At 75.8% G+C, this 17,155-nt stretch carries 14 protein-coding genes and 1 pseudogene; 8 read left to right on the forward strand and 7 right to left on the reverse strand.

What is annotated here, in order from left to right; all coding sequences use genetic code 11:
• The first annotated feature begins 185 nt into the window (after positions 1-185).
• The 3 genes from AB1207_RS16510 to AB1207_RS16520 are packed head-to-tail and all read left to right on the forward strand — an operon-like array spanning position 186 to position 4,117.
• Positions 186-1,778: a methyl-accepting chemotaxis protein gene (locus AB1207_RS16510; protein ID WP_367639481.1), complete on the forward strand. Its 1,593-nt coding sequence runs from the start codon at positions 186-188 to the stop codon at positions 1,776-1,778.
• A gap of 55 nt (positions 1,779-1,833) precedes the next feature.
• Positions 1,834-3,288, forward strand: a complete 1,455-nt coding sequence (locus tag AB1207_RS16515; protein ID WP_367639566.1) for a GuaB1 family IMP dehydrogenase-related protein — start codon at positions 1,834-1,836, stop codon at positions 3,286-3,288.
• A gap of 19 nt (positions 3,289-3,307) precedes the next feature.
• The gene (locus AB1207_RS16520) at positions 3,308-4,117 is read left to right on the forward strand and encodes an alpha/beta fold hydrolase (protein ID WP_367639482.1); all 810 of its coding nucleotides are present in this window, start codon (positions 3,308-3,310) and stop codon (positions 4,115-4,117) included.
• A 24-nt stretch (positions 4,118-4,141) separates the two neighbouring features.
• On the opposite strand, the gene AB1207_RS16525 is transcribed toward AB1207_RS16520, so the two are convergent.
• The gene (locus AB1207_RS16525) at positions 4,142-5,026 is read right to left on the reverse strand and encodes a pentapeptide repeat-containing protein (protein WP_367639567.1); all 885 of its coding nucleotides are present in this window, start codon (positions 5,024-5,026) and stop codon (positions 4,142-4,144) included.
• A gap of 436 nt (positions 5,027-5,462) precedes the next feature.
• A pseudogene (locus AB1207_RS16530) lies at positions 5,463-6,398 on the reverse strand (HD-GYP domain-containing protein); the annotation flags it as partial.
• 193 nt (positions 6,399-6,591) lie between these two features.
• On the opposite strand from AB1207_RS16530, the gene AB1207_RS16535 reads away from it, so the two are divergent.
• Together AB1207_RS16535 and AB1207_RS16540 are read left to right on the forward strand one after the other, a co-directional pair.
• Entirely contained in the window at positions 6,592-7,950 is a 1,359-nt protein-coding gene (locus AB1207_RS16535) for a hemolysin family protein (RefSeq protein ID WP_367639483.1), read from the forward strand.
• Positions 7,947-8,999: a hemolysin family protein gene (locus tag AB1207_RS16540; protein ID WP_367639484.1), complete on the forward strand. Its 1,053-nt coding sequence runs from the start codon at positions 7,947-7,949 to the stop codon at positions 8,997-8,999. Before AB1207_RS16535 ends, AB1207_RS16540 begins: the two co-directional genes overlap by 4 nt.
• Before the next feature lie 33 nt (positions 9,000-9,032).
• Here AB1207_RS16540 and AB1207_RS16545 read toward each other — a convergent pair whose 3' ends face one another.
• Positions 9,033-9,395 carry a PRC-barrel domain-containing protein gene (locus tag AB1207_RS16545; protein ID WP_367639485.1) on the reverse strand — a complete coding sequence of 121 codons (363 nt, stop codon included), beginning with the start codon at positions 9,393-9,395 and terminating at the stop codon, positions 9,033-9,035.
• A 132-nt stretch (positions 9,396-9,527) separates the two neighbouring features.
• Here AB1207_RS16545 and AB1207_RS16550 point away from each other — a divergent pair, with 132 nt between their 5' ends.
• Positions 9,528-10,385, forward strand: coding sequence for a hypothetical protein (locus AB1207_RS16550; protein WP_367639486.1), 858 nt, complete (start codon positions 9,528-9,530; stop codon positions 10,383-10,385).
• A gap of 39 nt (positions 10,386-10,424) precedes the next feature.
• Here the strand turns inward: AB1207_RS16550 and AB1207_RS16555 are convergent, their stop codons facing one another.
• Genes AB1207_RS16555 through AB1207_RS16570 form a run of 4 tightly spaced genes read right to left on the reverse strand, consistent with a single transcriptional unit; the run spans position 10,425 to position 14,468 of the window.
• On the reverse strand, positions 10,425-11,363 hold the full coding sequence (locus AB1207_RS16555; protein ID WP_367639487.1) for an NAD(+)/NADH kinase: 939 nt from the start codon (positions 11,361-11,363) through the stop codon (positions 10,425-10,427).
• Between the two features lie 53 nt (positions 11,364-11,416).
• A complete protein-coding gene (locus AB1207_RS16560) occupies positions 11,417-12,265 on the reverse strand; it encodes an ABC transporter ATP-binding protein (RefSeq protein WP_367639488.1) in 849 nt (282 codons plus the stop codon).
• Between the two features lie 29 nt (positions 12,266-12,294).
• Entirely contained in the window at positions 12,295-13,386 is a 1,092-nt protein-coding gene (locus AB1207_RS16565) for a FecCD family ABC transporter permease (RefSeq protein ID WP_367639489.1), read from the reverse strand.
• Positions 13,383-14,468, reverse strand: coding sequence for a FecCD family ABC transporter permease (locus AB1207_RS16570; RefSeq protein ID WP_437178961.1), 1,086 nt, complete (start codon positions 14,466-14,468; stop codon positions 13,383-13,385). The genes AB1207_RS16565 and AB1207_RS16570 overlap by 4 nt, the downstream gene beginning before the upstream one ends.
• Positions 14,469-14,715: 247 nt before the next feature.
• On the opposite strand from AB1207_RS16570, the gene AB1207_RS16575 reads away from it, so the two are divergent.
• On the forward strand, positions 14,716-16,317 hold the full coding sequence (locus tag AB1207_RS16575) for a DEAD/DEAH box helicase (protein WP_437178962.1): 1,602 nt from the start codon (positions 14,716-14,718) through the stop codon (positions 16,315-16,317).
• Between the two features lie 24 nt (positions 16,318-16,341).
• On the forward strand, positions 16,342-17,154 hold the full coding sequence (locus AB1207_RS16580) for a hypothetical protein (RefSeq protein ID WP_367639491.1): 813 nt from the start codon (positions 16,342-16,344) through the stop codon (positions 17,152-17,154).
• The last annotated feature ends 1 nt before the right edge of the window (position 17,155 follow it).

Consider the following 17,155-nt stretch of genomic DNA (forward strand, 5'->3'; position numbering starts at 1 on the left):
CAGCGTAGGACGGTCCGGGCCCGGTGAACCCGGACAGCAGCCGGACGGCGGCTGTGTGCACGAGCCCTGCACACGCTCTCCGCGAGCACGCTGCGTGACCTGCGTCTCAGGAGGCGTCCCGGCCCGTCGATGGAGCTGAGCGCCGCTCGTCCGACGGCGCTCGCGCGACGCACCCGGGAGACGACGTGCCGCGGTTCCTGCTCGACCTGCGGGTCAGCACCAAGATCACCGCCAGCTTCGCCGTGCTGTGCGTGCTGCTGCTCGCCGCCGCGGGGGTGGGCCTCGTGCAGCTCGCGAGCGCGCAGGACCGCCTGCAGACGGTGAGCGCGGAGTACGTCACCGGCCAGCAGACCCTCGGGCAGGTGCGGACGCAGTACCAGCGCGCCACCAAGGACCTCTTCGCGACAGCCCTCGCGCCCTCGCCGAAGGCGGAGGCGACCTTCGACGAGACCCTCGCCGACGTCCGCTCGACCTGGAAGACGTTCCGCGACCAGGCCACCGTCGTGCCGGCCGCCCAGCTCGACGCCGTCGACAAGGCCCTGGACGAGTACACGGCCGGCACCTCCGTCCTCATGGACCTCGCCCTGGCCGGCCAGGCCCAGAAGATGATGGACACGCGCAACGACGACTCCGTCCCCGTGACCGCGGGCGGCATCGGGCAGTCCACGACGAACGACGAGCTGCAGCGCGTCCAGGACACCTTCACCGCCGCCGCTGCCCGCGACGCGGCCGAGGGCGCCGCCGACTACCGGACCGCCCGTCTGCTCGTCGGCGCCGTGGCCCTGGGCGCCCTGGCGCTCGCGGTCGCCATGGGCGTCGTCATCACCCGCTCGATCTCCCGGCCGCTGGACCGCACCCGCCGCGTCGCCGAGGCCCTCGCCGCCGGTCGCCTCGACGAGCGCGTCGAGGTCGTCGGCCGGGACGAGGTCGGACGCACCGCGCTGGCCCTGAACACCGCGCTCGACCAGGTGGCCGCCACCGTCCGCGCCATCGGCCGTTCCGCCGAGGGTCTGCAGCAGGCCTCCGGTGCCCTCACCGACGTCTCGCAGCGCCTGTCCTCCGGCGCGGCGGAGTCCTCCGCCCAGGCGGACGTCGTCCTGCTCGCCTCGGGCGACATCGCCGCCAACGTCGGCACGGTCGCCGCCGCCGGCGACGAGATGAGCGCGGCCATCCGCGACATCGCGGCCTCCACGGCCGACGCCTCCTCGGTCGCGTCGGCGGCCGTCGCCTCGGCGCAGGAGGCCGGTGCCACCCTCGAGCGCCTGTCGGTGTCCTCCCGCGAGATCGGCGACGTCGTCAAGCTCATCACCTCCATCGCCGAGCAGACCAACCTGCTGGCGCTCAACGCGACCATCGAGGCGGCCCGGGCCGGGGAGATGGGCAAGGGGTTCGCCGTCGTCGCTGGCGAGGTCAAGGAGCTCGCCCAGCAGACCGCCCGGGCGACCGAGGAGATCGTCGGCCGTGTCGCCGCCACCCAGGCCGACGCCGCCTCGGCCGCCGCCGCCATCGGCGAGATCACCGAGGTCATCGGCCGCATCGACGGCCTGCAGGCGACCATCGCCGCCGCTGTCGAGGAGCAGTCCGCCACGACCGCCGAGATGGTGCGCAACGTCTCGGAGGTCTCGAACGGCTCGCAGGAGATCACGAACAACATCTCCGGGATCGCCTCGGCCGCTGCACGGACGACGTCGGACGCCGGGGCCACCCAGGCCGCCGCCGACGAGGTCTCCGGCGCCGCCGCCGACCTGCGCGCCGCGGTGGGCTCCTTCCGGCTCTGAGGCGTTCCCAGGGCGGACGGGGATCGACGGGGTGACCGCCACCTACCCTGGTGGCGTGCACTTCCTCGACGGCCAGCGGCCCCGCCACGACCTCACCTACAACGACGTCTTCCTGGCGCCGTCCCGGTCGGCGGTGACCTCGCGGCTGGACGTCGACCTGTCGACCGACGACGGCACCGGGACCACGGTGCCGGTCGTCGTCGCCAACATGACGGCCGTCGCGGGCCGGCGCATGGCCGAGACCGTCGCCCGCCGCGGCGGCCTCGTCGTGCTGCCGCAGGACCTCCCGCTCGACGTCGTCGCCGAGGTCGTCGCCTGGGTCAAGGACCGGCACCCGGTCTTCGAGACGCCCGTCGTCCTGCGCGAGCACGACACGGTGGCCGACGCCCTCGCGTTGATCCCCAAGCGTTCGCACGGTGCGGCCGTCGTCCTCGACGAGGACCGGCACGTCCTCGGGGTCGTCACCGCGGCCGACTGCGCCGACGTCGACCGCTTCACCCAGGTCGGCACCGTCATGAGCCGCGAGCCCGTGACCGTGGACGCCTCGGTCGAGGACGACCTCGAGGCCGCGTTCGGCGTCCTGCACGCCACCCGCCGCCGGTTCGCGCCCGTCGTGCGCGACGAGGGTGACGGGCCGGTCCTCGTCGGTGCCCTCACCCGGACCGGCGCGCTGCGCTCCACCGTCTACAAGCCCGCCCTCGACGCGCAGGGCCGGTTGCGGATCGCCGCCGCCGTCGGCATCAACGGCGACGTCGCCGCCACCGCGAAGGCGTTGCTGGACACGGGGATCGACGCGATCGTGGTGGACACCGCCCACGGCCACCAGGAGAAGATGCTCGAGGCGCTGCGCGCCGTGCGGGGCCTGGATCCGGCCGTGCCGGTCGTCGCGGGCAACGTCGTCACGGCGCAGGGGGTGCGCGACCTCATCGGGGCCGGCGCGGACATCGTCAAGGTCGGCGTGGGCCCCGGTGCCATGTGCACCACGCGGATGATGACCGGCGTGGGGCGCCCGCAGTTCTCCGCCGTCCTGGAGTGCGCGCAGGCCGCGCGCGAGCTCGGCGGCCACGTCTGGGCCGACGGCGGTGTGCGCCACCCCCGCGATGTCGCCCTCGCGCTGGCGGCCGGGGCGAGCCAGGTCATGGTCGGCTCGTGGTTCGCGGGCACCCACGAGAGCCCGGGCGACCTCGCCGTCGACGCGGGCGGCCGGGAGTACAAGGAGAGCTTCGGCATGGCCTCGGCGCGCGCCGTCGCCGCCCGCACCCGCGCCGACTCCCCGTTCCAGCGCGCCCGCAAGGGGCTGTTCGAGGAGGGCATCTCCTCCTCGCGCATGCACCTCGACCCCGCCCGGCCGGGCGTGGAGGACCTGCTCGACCAGATCACCTCCGGGGTCCGGTCGTCCTTCACCTACGTGGGGGCGCGCACCGTGCCGGAGTTCGCGCAGCGCGCCGTCGTCGGCCTGCAGTCCTCGGCCGGCTACGACGAGGGCCGCCCGCTCCCCACGGGGTGGTGACCGGTTGATCCTCGAGGGCGTGCGGCGCGCGGACGGTTCGCCCGTCGACGTCGTCACGTCCGGCGCCGGGCCGGGGCTCGTCCTCGTCCACGGCGCCCGGCCCGCGGCCGACTACGGCAAGCTCGCCGACCGGCTCGCGGCCCGCTTCACCGTGCACCGCTACGACCGGGAGCAGACCGGCCGGGACGGGGCGGGCTACGCCGTGGCCGACGACGTCGCCCTGCTCGGTGCGGTCCTCACGCGCACGGGGGCCCGGCTCGTCCTCGGCCACGGGCTCGGGGGGCTCGTCGCGCTGCTGGCCACGGCCGGGCTGCTCGACCGGTGCGTCGACCGCGTCGCCGTCTACGACGCCGTCCTGCCCATCGACGGGTCGGTGCCGGAGGAAGCGCTGGAGCAGGCCGCCCGGGCGCTCGCGACGAACGCCCCCGAGCTGGCGCTGGCCCACCTGGACCGGCACCTGCGGACGTCCTCGCTGCAGGCCGTGGCCCGCACCGAGCGCGTCCAGCGGCTCCTCGGCGGTGTGCTCGCCCGTACCGAGTGGGGACGCTCCACGGCCGCCCGGCTGCCGCAGGTGCTCGCCGAGACGCGCGCCGGTCTGCAGTTCGACGGGCCCGCCGACGTCTACGCCGACCTGCCGGCGCGCGCCCTGCTGCTCACGGGGGAGAAGTCCCCGGCGTTCTTCGGCGCCGCCGCACACGCGATGGCCGCCGCCGTCCCGACCGCGACGGCCCTGGTGGCCGGTGGGTGCGGCCACGACTCCCTGCTGCGGGCGGCGCGCCGTTGCGTCACCCCGCTCGAGACGTTCCTCGGCGGGGACACGCTGTTCTGAGGCGCGGCGACCCCGCTCCCGCCGTCAGCGGGAGGAACCGACGAGGGTCCCCAGGAAGCCCGTCACCGACAGGACGACCGCACCCGAGAAGGTGCCGCTGTCCCAGTGCGCTCCGGACAGGTTGGTCAGCAGCAGGGTCGCCCCGCGGAACGTCGCCCCGCGCAGGTCCGCGCCGTTGAGGTTCGCGAGGGTCAGGGTGGTGCGGTCCAGGACCGCCCCGCGCAGGTCCGAGCCCGAGAGGTTCGCGCCGGTGAGGTCGCTCCCCGCGAGGACCGCTCCCCGCAGGTCGCGGCCGCTGAGGTTCACCCCGGACAGGCTGCACCCGTCCAGCCGTGCCCCGGACAGGTCCCGGGCACCGGCGCGGGCCCGCGCGCAGTCCGCGCCGGCGCTCTTCGTGGGGCTGGCGGTGGGACCGGCGGTCGGGCTCGTCGTGGGGGTGCGGGTCGGGCTCGCTGTCGGGCTGGTGCTGGTCGGGCTCGCGGTCGGGGTGCGGGTCGGGCTGGTGGTGGGGCTGGTGGTGGGCGTGCCGGTCGGGGTCGACGTGGGCGTCGGGGCGCTCGTCGGGGTGGTGGGCGTCGCGCTCGGGGCGGACGTCGGTGCCGAGGTGGGGGCGCTGGTGGGTGCCGTGGTGGGCGCGGTGGTGGGCGCGGCCGTCGGTGCGGTGGTGGGTGCGGCGGTGGGTGCGGGGGTGGGGGCCGACGTGGGGCGGCCGGTCGGGGCGGCGGGCGTCCCGGCCGGAGCCGCCACCACCGTCCCCACCACCGCCCGAGGGGGTGCCCGACGGGCTGCTCGGGGTCGGAGAGGGCGTGCCGGAGGGGGTGCCCGCGGGGGTGGGCGCGGGGGTGGGCGCAGGGGTGCCCGCGGACGACGAACCGCCGGACGGCGCGGCCCCCGTGGACGCGCCCGCACCGCTGAGGGTCGTCAGCGGGCGGAAGGGGTCGGCCCCCGCCCGGGGCGTCCACGTGGAGGCCGGGTCGGCCGGGACGCCAGGAGCGGTCGGGGTGCCCGGGGAGACGGGGGCCGTGGCGAGCGTGCTGGTGGGCGGCGGGGCCGCAGGAGTGGGGGCCGTCGACGCGCTGTCGACCGCGGCCTGCGCCACCTGGGCGGGCAGCACGTCGGCGACGGCCCCGGCGGCCACGGCACCGGTGCCGACCCCGAGCGAGGCCGTCAGGACGGCCCCGAGCAGGTGCCCGCCGGCCGTCTGCGCGGCCGCGGACAGCCCGGAGGCCGCCTGCGCCGGTGCGGAACCCACCCCGGGCAGGGACGCGAGCAGCGTCGTCGGTCCGGCGACGAAGCGCAGCCGGCCGATCCCGACGCCGAGCAGCGCACGGACGACGTCGGGGTCGAACTGCGCTCCGGCGCAACGGGTCAGCTCGGCCCGCGCCTGCTCGGCCGACATCGGCTTCTTGTAGGAGCGGGCCGAGGTGATCACGTCGTAGGTGTCCGCGACGGCGATGACACGCGCCGCGAGGGAGATCCCGGTGCCGGCCAGACCCGTCGGGTAGCCCTGCCCGTCCCAGCGCTCGTGGTGCTGCACGACCCCGTCCAGCCAGTCGCCCAGCCAGTCCCGCAACGGTTCCACGAGGTGCTCGCCGTGGGCCGGGTGCTGCTGAAGGCAGGCCCACTCCTCGGCGGTGGGGCGGCTGGCCTTGTTGATGATCTCGACGGGGACGTGCACCTTGCCGACGTCGTGCAGCAGCGCCACCCAGCTGAGCCGGTCGACGTCCTGCGACGACAGGCCCATCTCGCGGCCGATGAGGGCGGCGTACGCCTGGACGCGCTCGGCGTGGGCGCGCGTGCGGGCGTCGTGGCTGGCCAGCGTGCCGACGAGGTGCAGCAGCCAGTCGCCCGCCCCGCCGGTCGCGGCGCGGGGGAGCGCTGAGGGGGACCACGTCCGGCGCGCCACGGCGAAGCGGCTCGGGACCTTGTCCGGCACGACGAGGCTCAGTCGCAGCAGGGCCGACAGCGGGACGAGGCGCCGCAGCCAGCGGGTCAGGCCGAACAGGACGGCGCTCGACCCGGTGACGACGAGGACCAGCCACGCGAGCCCGGGCAGACCCACGCGGTCGGCGGGGAGCCACCGGGCGGCCGCGGCCCCCAGGGCGAGGGCGACGAGGACCGGTCCGAAGGTCGCCGTGAGGCGGACCAGGACCGCCAGCACCGGACGGGAACGCCAGCGGACGGCCGGCGCCTGTCGGCCGTAGCTCTGGGTGGGTCCTGCGGTCACGGTCCTGTCTCGGCGCGGTGGGCGCCCTCCTGAGCCGTTCCCGGGACGTTTCACCCGCCCGGGGGCGCGCGGGCCGGTGCCGCTGCGCCGTCCGTGGACGCCGGGCCTGGGCGGGCCCGGTCCCGGAACGTGCCACTACCATCGCTATCGCCATGAGCTCAGATGCACGGGTCGACCCCGACCCTCACTCCAGCAGCCACCATCCGCGCCCGGCGGTCGCCGGGGAGCTCTCACCGGGGGACCCCGGGTGCTGACCGAGTGGCTCCTCCTGCTCGTCGGGATCCTCCTCACCCTCGGCACCGCCGTCTTCGTCGCGGCCGAGTTCGCGTTCGTCACCCTCGACCGGTTCACCGTCGAGAAGGCCGTCGAGGACGGCGACCGGCGCGCCGCCGGCGTCCTGCCCGCGCTGCGGACGCTGTCGACCCAGCTGTCGGGCGCCCAGGTCGGCATCACGCTCACGACGCTGCTCGTCGGCTACCTCACCGAACCCTCCCTGGCCTCCCTGCTGAACGGCCCGCTGACCTCCCTCGGCCTTTCCGAACGGCTCGCCGACACCGTCGCCGGGATCGTCAGCGTCGTCATCGCCGCGGCGTTCTCGATGGTGGTGGGCGAGCTCATCCCCAAGAACCTCGCGCTGTCGGTGCCGCTGCGGACGGCGGGTGTCGTCGCGCCGCTGCAGCGCGGGTTCACCTGGTTCACGGGACCGCTCATCCGCGTCCTCAACGGCAGCGCCAACTGGTTCCTGCGCACCATCGGCGTCGAACCGCAGGAGGAGCTGTCCGGGGCCCGCTCGGCCCGGGAGCTGGCGGCGCTGGTCCGCCGCTCGGCCGACATGGGCACCCTCGACGAGGGCACGGCGAACCTCATCAGCCGCTCGCTGCTGTTCGGCGACCAGACCGCCGCCGACGTGATGACCCCGCGGGTGCGGATGGAGGTCGTGCGGCTGGAGGACTCCGCGGCCGACGTCGTCGCGCGCGCCCGCGCGACGGGGCACTCCCGCTTCCCCGTGACCGGGGACGACGACGACGACGTGCGCGGCGTCGTCCACCTCAAGGCGGCCGTGGCCGTCCCGCCGTCGCGCCGGCACGACGTGCCCGCGGCGGCGCTCATGACCGACGCCCGGCGCGTGCCGGACTCCCTCACGCTCGAACCGCTGCTGCTGCAGCTGCGGCAGAAGGGGTTGCAGCTCGCCGTGGTGGTGGACGAGTACGGCGGCACGGCCGGGGTCGTGACGTTGGAGGACCTCGTGGAGGAGATCGTCGGCGACGTCTCCGACGAGCACGACCGCGACCGCGGGGGGCTGCGCCAGCACCGCGACGCGTCCTGGACGGTGCCCGGCCTCGCGCGGCCCGACGAGGTCCGCGACGCCACCGACGTCGAGGTGCCGGACGACCCGGCCTACGAGACGGTCGGCGGGTTCGTCATGGCCCGGCTCGGCCGCATCCCCGTCGTCGGGGACGAGGTCGAGGTCGACGGTGCGGTCCTGCGCGTGGCGCGCATGGAGGGCCGGCGGGTGGAGCGGCTGCGGTTGCGGCCCCGCCCCTCCCCGGGCCCTGCGGTCGGCGCGGAGCCGGCCGGGGCCGTGGCGGACGGGGGTCCGGCGTGAGCAACCAGGCATCCCTCGTCGTGGCCGCCCTGCTGATCCTGGGCAACGCCTTCTTCGTCGGCGCCGAGTTCGCGGTGCTGTCCGCCCGGCGCAGCCAGATCGAGCCGCTCGCCGAGACCAGCGCCCGCGCCCGGTCGGCCCTGCTGGCCATGGAGCACGTCTCGCTCATGCTGGCGGCCTGCCAGCTCGGGGTCACGCTGTGCTCCCTGGGCCTGGGGGCCGTGGCCGAACCGGCCATCGCGCACCTGCTCGAACCGCTGTTCCACGCCGTGCACCTGCCCGAGGTGCTCGTGCACCCCGTCTCCCTCGTCATCGCGCTGTCGATCGTGACGTACCTGCACGTCGTGGTCGGGGAGATGATCCCCAAGAACCTCTCGATCGCCGGCCCGGACCGCGCGGTCCTCGTCCTGGCCCCGCCCCTCGTCGCGATCGGCCGGGTCATCGGCCCGCTCATCCGGGCGCTGAACGCGCTGACGAACGCGGCGCTGCGGCTCATGGGCGTCGAGCCCAAGGACGAGGTGTCCAGCGCGTTCACCGTCGAGGAGGTGCAGTCGATCGTCGCGGAGTCCCGCCGGGAGGGGACGCTCGACGACTCCGGCGGCCTGGTCACCGGTGCGCTGGAGTTCTCCGACCGGACGGTCGGCGACATCGCCGTCCCGCTGGCGGACCTGCGGACGCTGCCCGTCGGCTCCTCGCCCGCCGACGTGGAGGCCCTCGTGGCCCGCACGGGGTTCAGCCGGTTCCCGCTCGTGGACACCGCCGGCGACCTGCACGGGTACCTGCACCTGAAGGACATCCTGTACGCCGACCCCGGTGAGCACCCCGACCGCTACGCCGAGCCCGTGCCCGAGAAGCGCATCCGCGCGCTCGGGACCCTCGGCGCGGGCGAGGAGGTCGAGGACGCCCTGGCCGCGATGCGCCGCACCGGCGCGCACCTCGCGCGCGTCGTGGACGCCGACGGGGCGGTGACCGGCGTCGTCTTCCTCGAGGACGTGCTCGAGGAGCTCGTCGGCGAGGTCAGCGACGCCATGCAGCGCGCCCGCTCCTGAGCAGGAGCGGGCGCGAGTGAGGGAGCGGGTGGGTCAGCGGCGCGCGAGCCGCCGCCCGCTCGGGGTGTCGGCAGGGGCGTAGTCCATGGCGTAGTGGGCGTAGATGCGCGGTTCGTCGTCCGGGCCGAGCTCCTCGTCGGTGCCGAACGTGGGGGCCGCCTTGACGGTCTCCTTGGGGAAGGCGACCCGGATGTCGTGACGGCCGACCGCGGCGCCGTCCAGCGGGACGAGGACGACCTTCTTGAACCCCACCAGGCCGGTCTCGACGGCGGCGAACAGCCACTCGTCGGTGGCGGCCTCCACGTACACGGACGCGAGGGTCCCGACCTTGGCGTCGCTCACGTCGAGGACGGGCGCGCCCTTCCACTGGTTCAGGTCCTGCACGAGGATCGTCATGGCCCACACTCTGGCGGGGCCGGAGCCTCGGCGCGACCCCGCTCCCGGCGGGGCCCGGACCAGGGCCTTCACAGGACCCGACCGGGGCGTTGCCCGGACCGCCGTGGGACGCCTGCGACCATGGGTGGCGGCATGAGCGAGCAGACACCCCCCACGCGGACGACCCTGACCATCAACTGGCTGCAGATCGCGGGCGGAGCCGGCGCGGCCGTGACCTCCGCCGTCCTGCTGGCCGGACTGAAGTCCCTCGGCACCTACGGCACCCTCGTCGGCGCGGCCCTCGGCAGCGTCATCGCGTCGACGGCCGCGGCGGTCTACGGGCACTACCTCGGCGCGAGCCGCGACCGTGTCCTGGAGGCCGCCCGCAAGGCCCGCGAGCGGCGCACCGGGCCCGTCCCGCCCGCCCAGGACGAGCACCCCGACCGCGCGGACCCGCCGGTCGAGGAGGGCCAGCCCGTGCCGACCCCCGGGTCCCCGACGCCGGAACCGCCGCGGCGCAGGGGGTTCCGCGCGCGCAACGCCGTTCTGCTGGGCGTCCTCGCCTTCGTGCTGAGCGTCGGCGGGATCTTCGTCTACGAGTCCGTCAGCGGGCAGAGCGTCGCGGCCGAGCGGCAGGGGACCACCTCGCCCGTCAGCCAGGGCATCGTCGGGAACTCCCTGACCCAGGCTCCGTCCACCCCGACCCCGACGGACACCCCGTCGGCGACCCCGACGGACACCGCGACCGCCACGGACACCGCGACGGCCACGAGCACGGACACGGCGACGGCCGACTCGACGGACGAGCCCACCTCGTCCGCCACCGCGACCGCGACGGACGACCCGACCTCGACGAGCTCGCCCACGGACACCCCGACCTCGGGCAGCCGGTCGACGTCGGAGCCGACGGCCACCTCGACGGGACGGTCCGCCGCCCAGCAGGACGCGAGCGCCCCGGCGTCCGCGCTGCCGGCGGCCCGCTCGAGCGCCGACGCCACCGCGGCGGACTGAGACCGCCGCTCCCGCTGACCCCGCCGAACCCCGCGCGGGTCAGCGGGTGCGCGTGGACTCGCTGCGGCGCAGCTCCTTCGGCACGAGTTCGAGCATCTCCTCGGGCAGCAGCGGCAGGTCGAGGAGGCTGAGCTTCACGCGCGCCCGCCGGCCGTGACCGGCGGCGTCGAGGCGGATGACGTGCCCGGCGTCGCGCTCGGCGCGCACCTCGATGACCGACCCCGGCGGCAGTTCGCCGGCGGCGATCCCGTCGACCTCGACCACGGGCGGTCCGGACCCCTCCAGCAGCTCCAGGCGGACGGTCTCGTCGACGCCGAGGACGATCGGCCGCCCGATGCCGGACATCGGCGCCACGGGGGTGACGAGGAGGGCGTCGGCGGCGGGGGAGACGACGGGCCCGCCCGCCGCGTAGCTGTAGGCCGTCGACCCCGTCGGGGTGGCCAGCACGATGGCGTCGCAGCGCAGGTAGCCGATGCGCTGGTCGGCCACCGACAGCGCGGCCGTCACGGTCCCCTTGCCGGGCGTGCGGGCCAGCGCGATGTCGTTGAACGCCACGGCCTCGCGCCGCTCGTCGCCGGTGTGCAGCTCGGTGCGCAGCGACAGGTGCGGTTCGACGGTGAAGTCCCCGGCGGCGATGCGCTCCAGGGCGCCGGGCAGCTCGCTCGGCTCGAGCTCGACGAGGAACCCCAGGTGGCCGAGGTTCACGCCCAGCACGGGCACCTTGCTCCCCGCGACGAGGCGCAGGGCGCCGAGCATCGTGCCGTCGCCGCCCAGGCTCACGACGGCGTCGACGGTGGCGGCGAACTCCTCGACACCGACCCGCGTCACGGAGTCCGGCAGCCGGGTCGCGTCCGTGCGGAGCCCGACGACCTCCTTGCCGTGCTCGCTCGCCCAGCGTTCGACGACGCGGGCCTGCTCGACGGTGTCGCGCACGGGGTGCACGACGAGTCCGAGGCGGCCGACGTGTCCGGGGTGCACCTGCGACACGCTAAGGGGCCTGCGCGCGGGCCCGGGACCGGGGGGTCGAGGGCTCAGGCCGGTTCCCGCGTGCCCACGCCGTGCTGGGAGTGCTGCGGGGCGTCCCGGCCGAGGCGGCTGGTGCGGGCGCGGGGCACGACGAGCGGCGTCCCCGTCTCCGGGTCCGGCACGACGACGCAGGGCAGACCGAAGACGGCCTCGACGAGTTCGGCCGTCACCACCTGCGACGGGTCGCCCTGGGCCAGCACCGCGCCGTCCTTCATCGCGACGAGGTGCGTGGCGTAGCGCGCGGCGTGGTTGAGGTCGTGCAGGACGGCCACCATCGTCCGGTCCTGCTCCTCGTGCAGCTGCGCGCAGAGGTTGAGCACCTCGATCTGGTGCGCGATGTCGAGGTACGTCGTCGGCTCGTCGAGCAGCAGGATGGGCGTCTCCTGCGCCAGGGCCATCGCGATCCACACGCGCTGGCGCTGCCCGCCGGACAGCTCGTCGACGGTGCGGTCGGCCAGGTCGCCCACCCGGGTCCACGCCATCGCTGCGTCGACGGCGCGTTCGTCGTCGCGCGACCACTGGCGCAGCAGCTTCTGGTGCGGGAACCGGCCACGGGCCACGAGGTCGGCCACCGTGATGCCGTCGGGGGCGGTCGCGGTCTGCGGCAGCAGGCCCAGTCGCCGCGCGACCTCCTTGCCGGGCAGCGAGTGGATCTCCTCCCCGTCGAGGTAGACCGCTCCCCGCTTCGGCTTGAGCATCCGCGCCAGGGCCCGCAGCAGCGTCGACTTCCCGCACGCGTTGGGCCCGATGATGACGGTGAAGGACCCGTCGGGGATCTCCACGCCGAGGTCCTGGGCGATGGTGCGGTCGTCGTAGGCGAGGGTGAGGTCGACGCCGCGCAGCCGGGTGTCCACGGGATTCTCCGATCGTTGGGTCAATGCGTTCAGCCGCGACCGCGGCGCCACTGCGAGACGAGCAGCCAGGCGAGGTAGAGCCCGCCGACGGCGCCGGTGACGACGCCGACGGGCAGCTGGGTGGGGGCGAACACGCGCTGGGCGGCGAGGTCGCTGACGAGCAGCAGGAGCGCGCCGGTCAGGCCGGCGGTGACCAGCCCGGCCCCGACCGCGCCCGTGAGCCGTCGCGCCACCTGCGGGGCGGCGAGGGCGACGAAGGCGATGGGACCGGCGGCCATGGCGGCCAGGGCCGTCAGCGCGGTCGCCAGGACGAGGACGAGCGCCCGGGTGCGGCCGACGTCGACGCCGAGGGCCCGGGCCGCGTCGTCGCCGAGGTCGAGCAGGGTCAGCGAGCGGCCCGCCACGAGCAGCACGGGCAGCAGGACCGCCAGGCCGATCCCCAGGGGCGTCGCCTGCTCCCAGCCCCGCCCGTTGAGCGAACCCGTGATCCACAGCTGGGCGGACTGGGCGTCCTCCACGCGCGAGCGGGTGAGCAGGTAGCTGTTGCCCGCCTGCAGGACGGCCGAGGCGCCGATGCCGACGAGGATCAGCCGGTAGCCCTGCACGCCGCCGCGACTGGACAGCAGGTAGACGAGGGCCGCGGTGACGCCGCCGCCGACCAGCGCCCCGAAGGACACGGCCCAGCCGCCGAGCTGCAGGACGAGCAGGACCACGAGCGCGCCCGTGACGGCCCCGGAGGTGAACCCGATGACGTCGGGCGAGCCCAGCGGGTTGCGCGTCACGAGCTGGAAGACGGCCCCGGCGACGCCGAGCGCGGCCCCGACGAGCAGGCCCGTCACGACGCGGGGCAGACGCAGGCCCAGGACGATGAACTCGTCCGCCCGCTCGCCCCGGCCGAGGAGCGTGCGCAGGACGTCGGGGACGGAGATCGGGTAGTCGCCCGTGGTGAGGCTGACGGACACGACGGCCGCCAGCAGCAGGAGGAGCACGACGCAGACCGTCAGCGTGCGGCCCTCGACCCGCACGGACAGCGCGCGCCCGGCCCGGACGGTGCGTCCGGCACGCGCCCCGTCGGCCACGCGCGGGCGGGGGACGGCCCCGTCGAAGCTCGCGGCGCTCACAGCTGGGCCAGCCGGCGACGACGGACGAGGGCGATGAGGACTGGAGCCCCCAGGATCGCGGTGACGATGCTGACCTCCAGCTCACCGGGGCGGACGACGACGCGCCCCAGGACGTCTCCGAACAGCAGCAGGGCGGGGGAGACGAGGCAGGACAGGGGCAGGACCCAGCGCTGGTCCGGGCCGGTGAGGGCGCGGACCAGGTGCGGCACGGCCAGCCCGACGAACGCGATGGGGCCGGCGGCCGCCGTCGCGGCGCCGCACAGCAGCGTGACCGCGACGGCCGTCAGGACGCGCGTGCGGCCGACGTGCGCGCCCAGGGCCCGGCCGGAGTCCTCGCCGAGCGCGAGGGCGTTGAGGGAGCGGGCCTGGCTCAGCGCGAGGACCGTCCCGACGACGAAGAAGGGCAGGAGCTGGGTGACGACGGTGAGGTCGTGCCCGGCGAGCGTGCCGACCTGCCAGAACCGGAACCGGTCGAAGGTCCGGGTGTCCAGCAGGACCATCCCGCTGACGTAGGCGTAGAGCGCCGCCGAGATCGCCGTGCCCGCGAGCGCCAGGCGCACCGGGGTGGCGCCGCCGCGTCCGGTCGCCCCCAGCAGGTAGACGAGGACCGAGACGACGGCCGCCCCCGCCACGGCCGCCCAGACGAGCTGCAGCCGCGAGGTCAGGCCCAGGACGCCGACCGCGGTGACCATCGCGGCGGCCGCCCCGGCGTTGACGCCGAGGAGGCCGGGGTCGGCGAGCGGGTTGCGGGTCAGGGCCTGCATGAGCGCGCCCGACAGTCCCAGCGCGACGCCGACCGCGATGCCGACGAGGGTCCGCGGCACCCGCAGCTCGCGGACCACGAGGACGTCCTGGGCGTTCCCGCCGGCACCGCGCAGGGCGTCGACGACGGTGCCCAGCGGGATCTCGCGGGACCCGACGGCCAGGCTGGCCGTGACGGCGACGAGCAGGAGGACGAGCGCGACCAGCAGGGCCGTGGGGCGGTGCACGCGCCGACGCCGGGTCGGCAGCGGACTCGCGTCGGGACCCGGGGCGGGGCCGGGCGCGGGGCCGGCCGGCCGCGGTGGCGTCGAGGTGGGCACGAGAGGTGAGGTTAGCCTCTCCACTCCCAGGAGCGCACCGCCGGTGACTGAGGTCTGGAGTGGGGGCGCCGATGGAGGGGTGGCGGCCACCTCCCCGTCGGCCCACTAGGGTGGTTGCCGGCGGTCACCGGAGGTGACCGCGGTCGAGTGTTCAGTCCGGGTGCGCCCGGGCGCAGGTCCCCCGTGGTCCACGGGTGCGGTCGGGCACCACGGCCGATCCCCGTGTCCGACCACCGGAAGGCTCTCCGTGACTTCGTCCGCGTCCCGCGGCTCCCGCACGTCCACCACCACCCCCGGCACCACCCCCGGCACCACCCGTGGCGTCCCCGCCGACGGCTCCGTGCCCCAGCCGCGTCGCCGTCGCCGCGCGACCGCCCCGGGCACCGCTCCCCGCGAGCAGGCCGCCCGCCCGGCGCGTCCCGAGGTCGTCTCCGACGCCGTGACCGAGGTCGTCGCCGACGACCGGTCCTTCGCCGAGCTCGGTGTCCCGCAGGCCCTCGTCGACGTCCTCGCCGCCCGCGGGGTCTCCAGCCCGTTCCCGATCCAGACCGCCACGCTGCCGGACTCCCTCGCGGGGCGCGACGTCCTGGGCCGCGGCCGCACGGGCAGCGGCAAGACGATCGCCTTCGCCCTGCCGCTCGTGGCGCGGCTCGCGGCGTCGAAGACCCCGCGCCGCAGCACGCGTCCCCGATCCCTCGTCCTCGTGCCGACCCGGGAGCTCGCCAACCAGGTCGCGGCCTCGGTGACGCCGATGGCGCAGGCCGTGGGTCTGCGCACGGCGGTCGTCTTCGGCGGCGTCGGACAGAACCCGCAGGTCACGGCGCTCGCGCAGGGCGTCGACGTCCTCATCGCCTGCCCGGGCCGGCTCGAGGACCTGATCGGCCAGGGCCACTGCCGCCTCGACGCCGTCGAGGTCACCGTGCTCGACGAGGCCGACCACATGGCCGACCTCGGCTTCCTGCCCGGCGTGAAGCGCCTCATGGACGCGACCCCGGTCGTCGGCCAGCGCCTGCTGTTCTCGGCGACGCTGGACAACGGCATCGACGTCCTCGTGAAGCGGTACCTGTCCGAGCCCGTCGTGCACTCGGTCGACCCGGCCGTCGCCCCCGTCTCGACGATGGAGCACCACGTCCTCGAGGTCGCCACCGACACCAAGGCCGCCCTCGTGCGTGAGCTGGCCGCCGGCCGGGGCCGCACGGTCCTGTTCACCCGGACCAAGCACTCCGCGAAGAAGCTGGCCAAGCAGCTCACCGCGGCCGGGATCCCCGCCGTCGACCTGCACGGCAACCTCAGCCAGAACGCCCGCGAGCGCAACCTCGGCGCCTTCTCCGACGGGTCGGTCCGGGTGCTGTGCGCCACCGACATCGCGGCCCGCGGCATCCACGTCGACGAGGTCGGTCTCGTCGTGCACGTCGACCCGCCGACCGAGCACAAGGCCTACCTGCACCGCTCCGGCCGCACGGCGCGCGCCGGCGCCGGCGGTCTCGTCGTCACGGTGGCGACCCCCGACCAGCGCGGCGACGTCCGCACGCTGGCGCGCCAGGCGGGCATCGCGCCGCGGTGGACGCCCGTCGGCACCGGTCACGCGCTCACCGCGCAGCTGGTCGGCCCGACCGCCGCCTACGTCGACCCCGCCGACTCGCCCGTCCCGACCGCCCCGCCGCAGCCGCAGCGGACGGCCAAGCCGCGGACGGCACCCGCGACGAGCGGTGGCCGTGCTCCGGCGGCCGCGAGCCGTCCGGCCGCGGCCGGTGCCGGGGCGGCTCCCGGCGGCGCGCCGCGTCGCCGTCGTCGCGGGGGTCGTGGTGGCCGCGGGGGCGCGGGCTCGCCCGGTACCGCGACGCGCTGAGCGGCACCGTCCTAGATTGCTGAGGTGGGCGGGCGGCGTCGCTGGTGGGGGTACACCCATCCGCACAGCCGCGCCGCCGTCCACATCGTCTTCTGGGTCCTCGTCGCCGGCGTCCTCGGCGCCCTGTGGTGGTGGTTCCGCGGCCGGCACGCGCCGCTGCGACCGGCGCCCGTGCGGGTCCTGCAGGGGGTCGTGGCCGGTCTCGCGGTCGGGCTGATCCTCGTCGGGACCACCTGGCGCAGCGTCACTGACCTCGGCGACGCCCCCGTCTGCTCGGCCCCGCCGGGGGAGGAGTGGGAGTCCACGAGCGACGTCGGGGCGCTCACGCCCAGCGTCCTGGCGCAGAAGGTGGCGACCTGGCCCGAGACCGGGCTGGCGATGCTCTACGCCGACGCCCGCGGCCTGTCCGTGTGCCGGTACGCGGCGGCCGACTACTACGTCGGGGTCGTCCCCGTCGCGGTCGCCGGCAAGCGGACGACGAACTTCGGGGACATGGTCATCTCCCCGCGCTTCCCGACCGTCCCGGCCGAGGCGGCCGCCCTGGCCCGGCACGAGTCGCACCACCGGCCGCAGTGGGCCGTCGCCACCGTCCTGGCCGGCCCGGCCGCCTTCCCGCTCGCCTACGGCGTCGACGACTTCTTCTTCCCCGGCGCGCGCAACCACTTCGAGCGCCTCGCGGGCCTCGACGAGGGCGGCTACGTCGCCGAACCGGCCGGTCCGGTGCTCGGTCCGCCCCAGTGGGCGGTGCTCGCGGGTGTCCTGGCGGGGGCCGTGGCGCTCGGCGTCCGGTTCCTGCGGCACCGCAGGCGGAGACGGGGCCGGCACCCGGCAGGATGAC

Origin of the sequence: Kineococcus endophyticus (assembly GCF_040796495.1) — a bacterium.
GTDB lineage: Bacteria > Actinomycetota > Actinomycetes > Actinomycetales > Kineococcaceae > Kineococcus > Kineococcus endophyticus.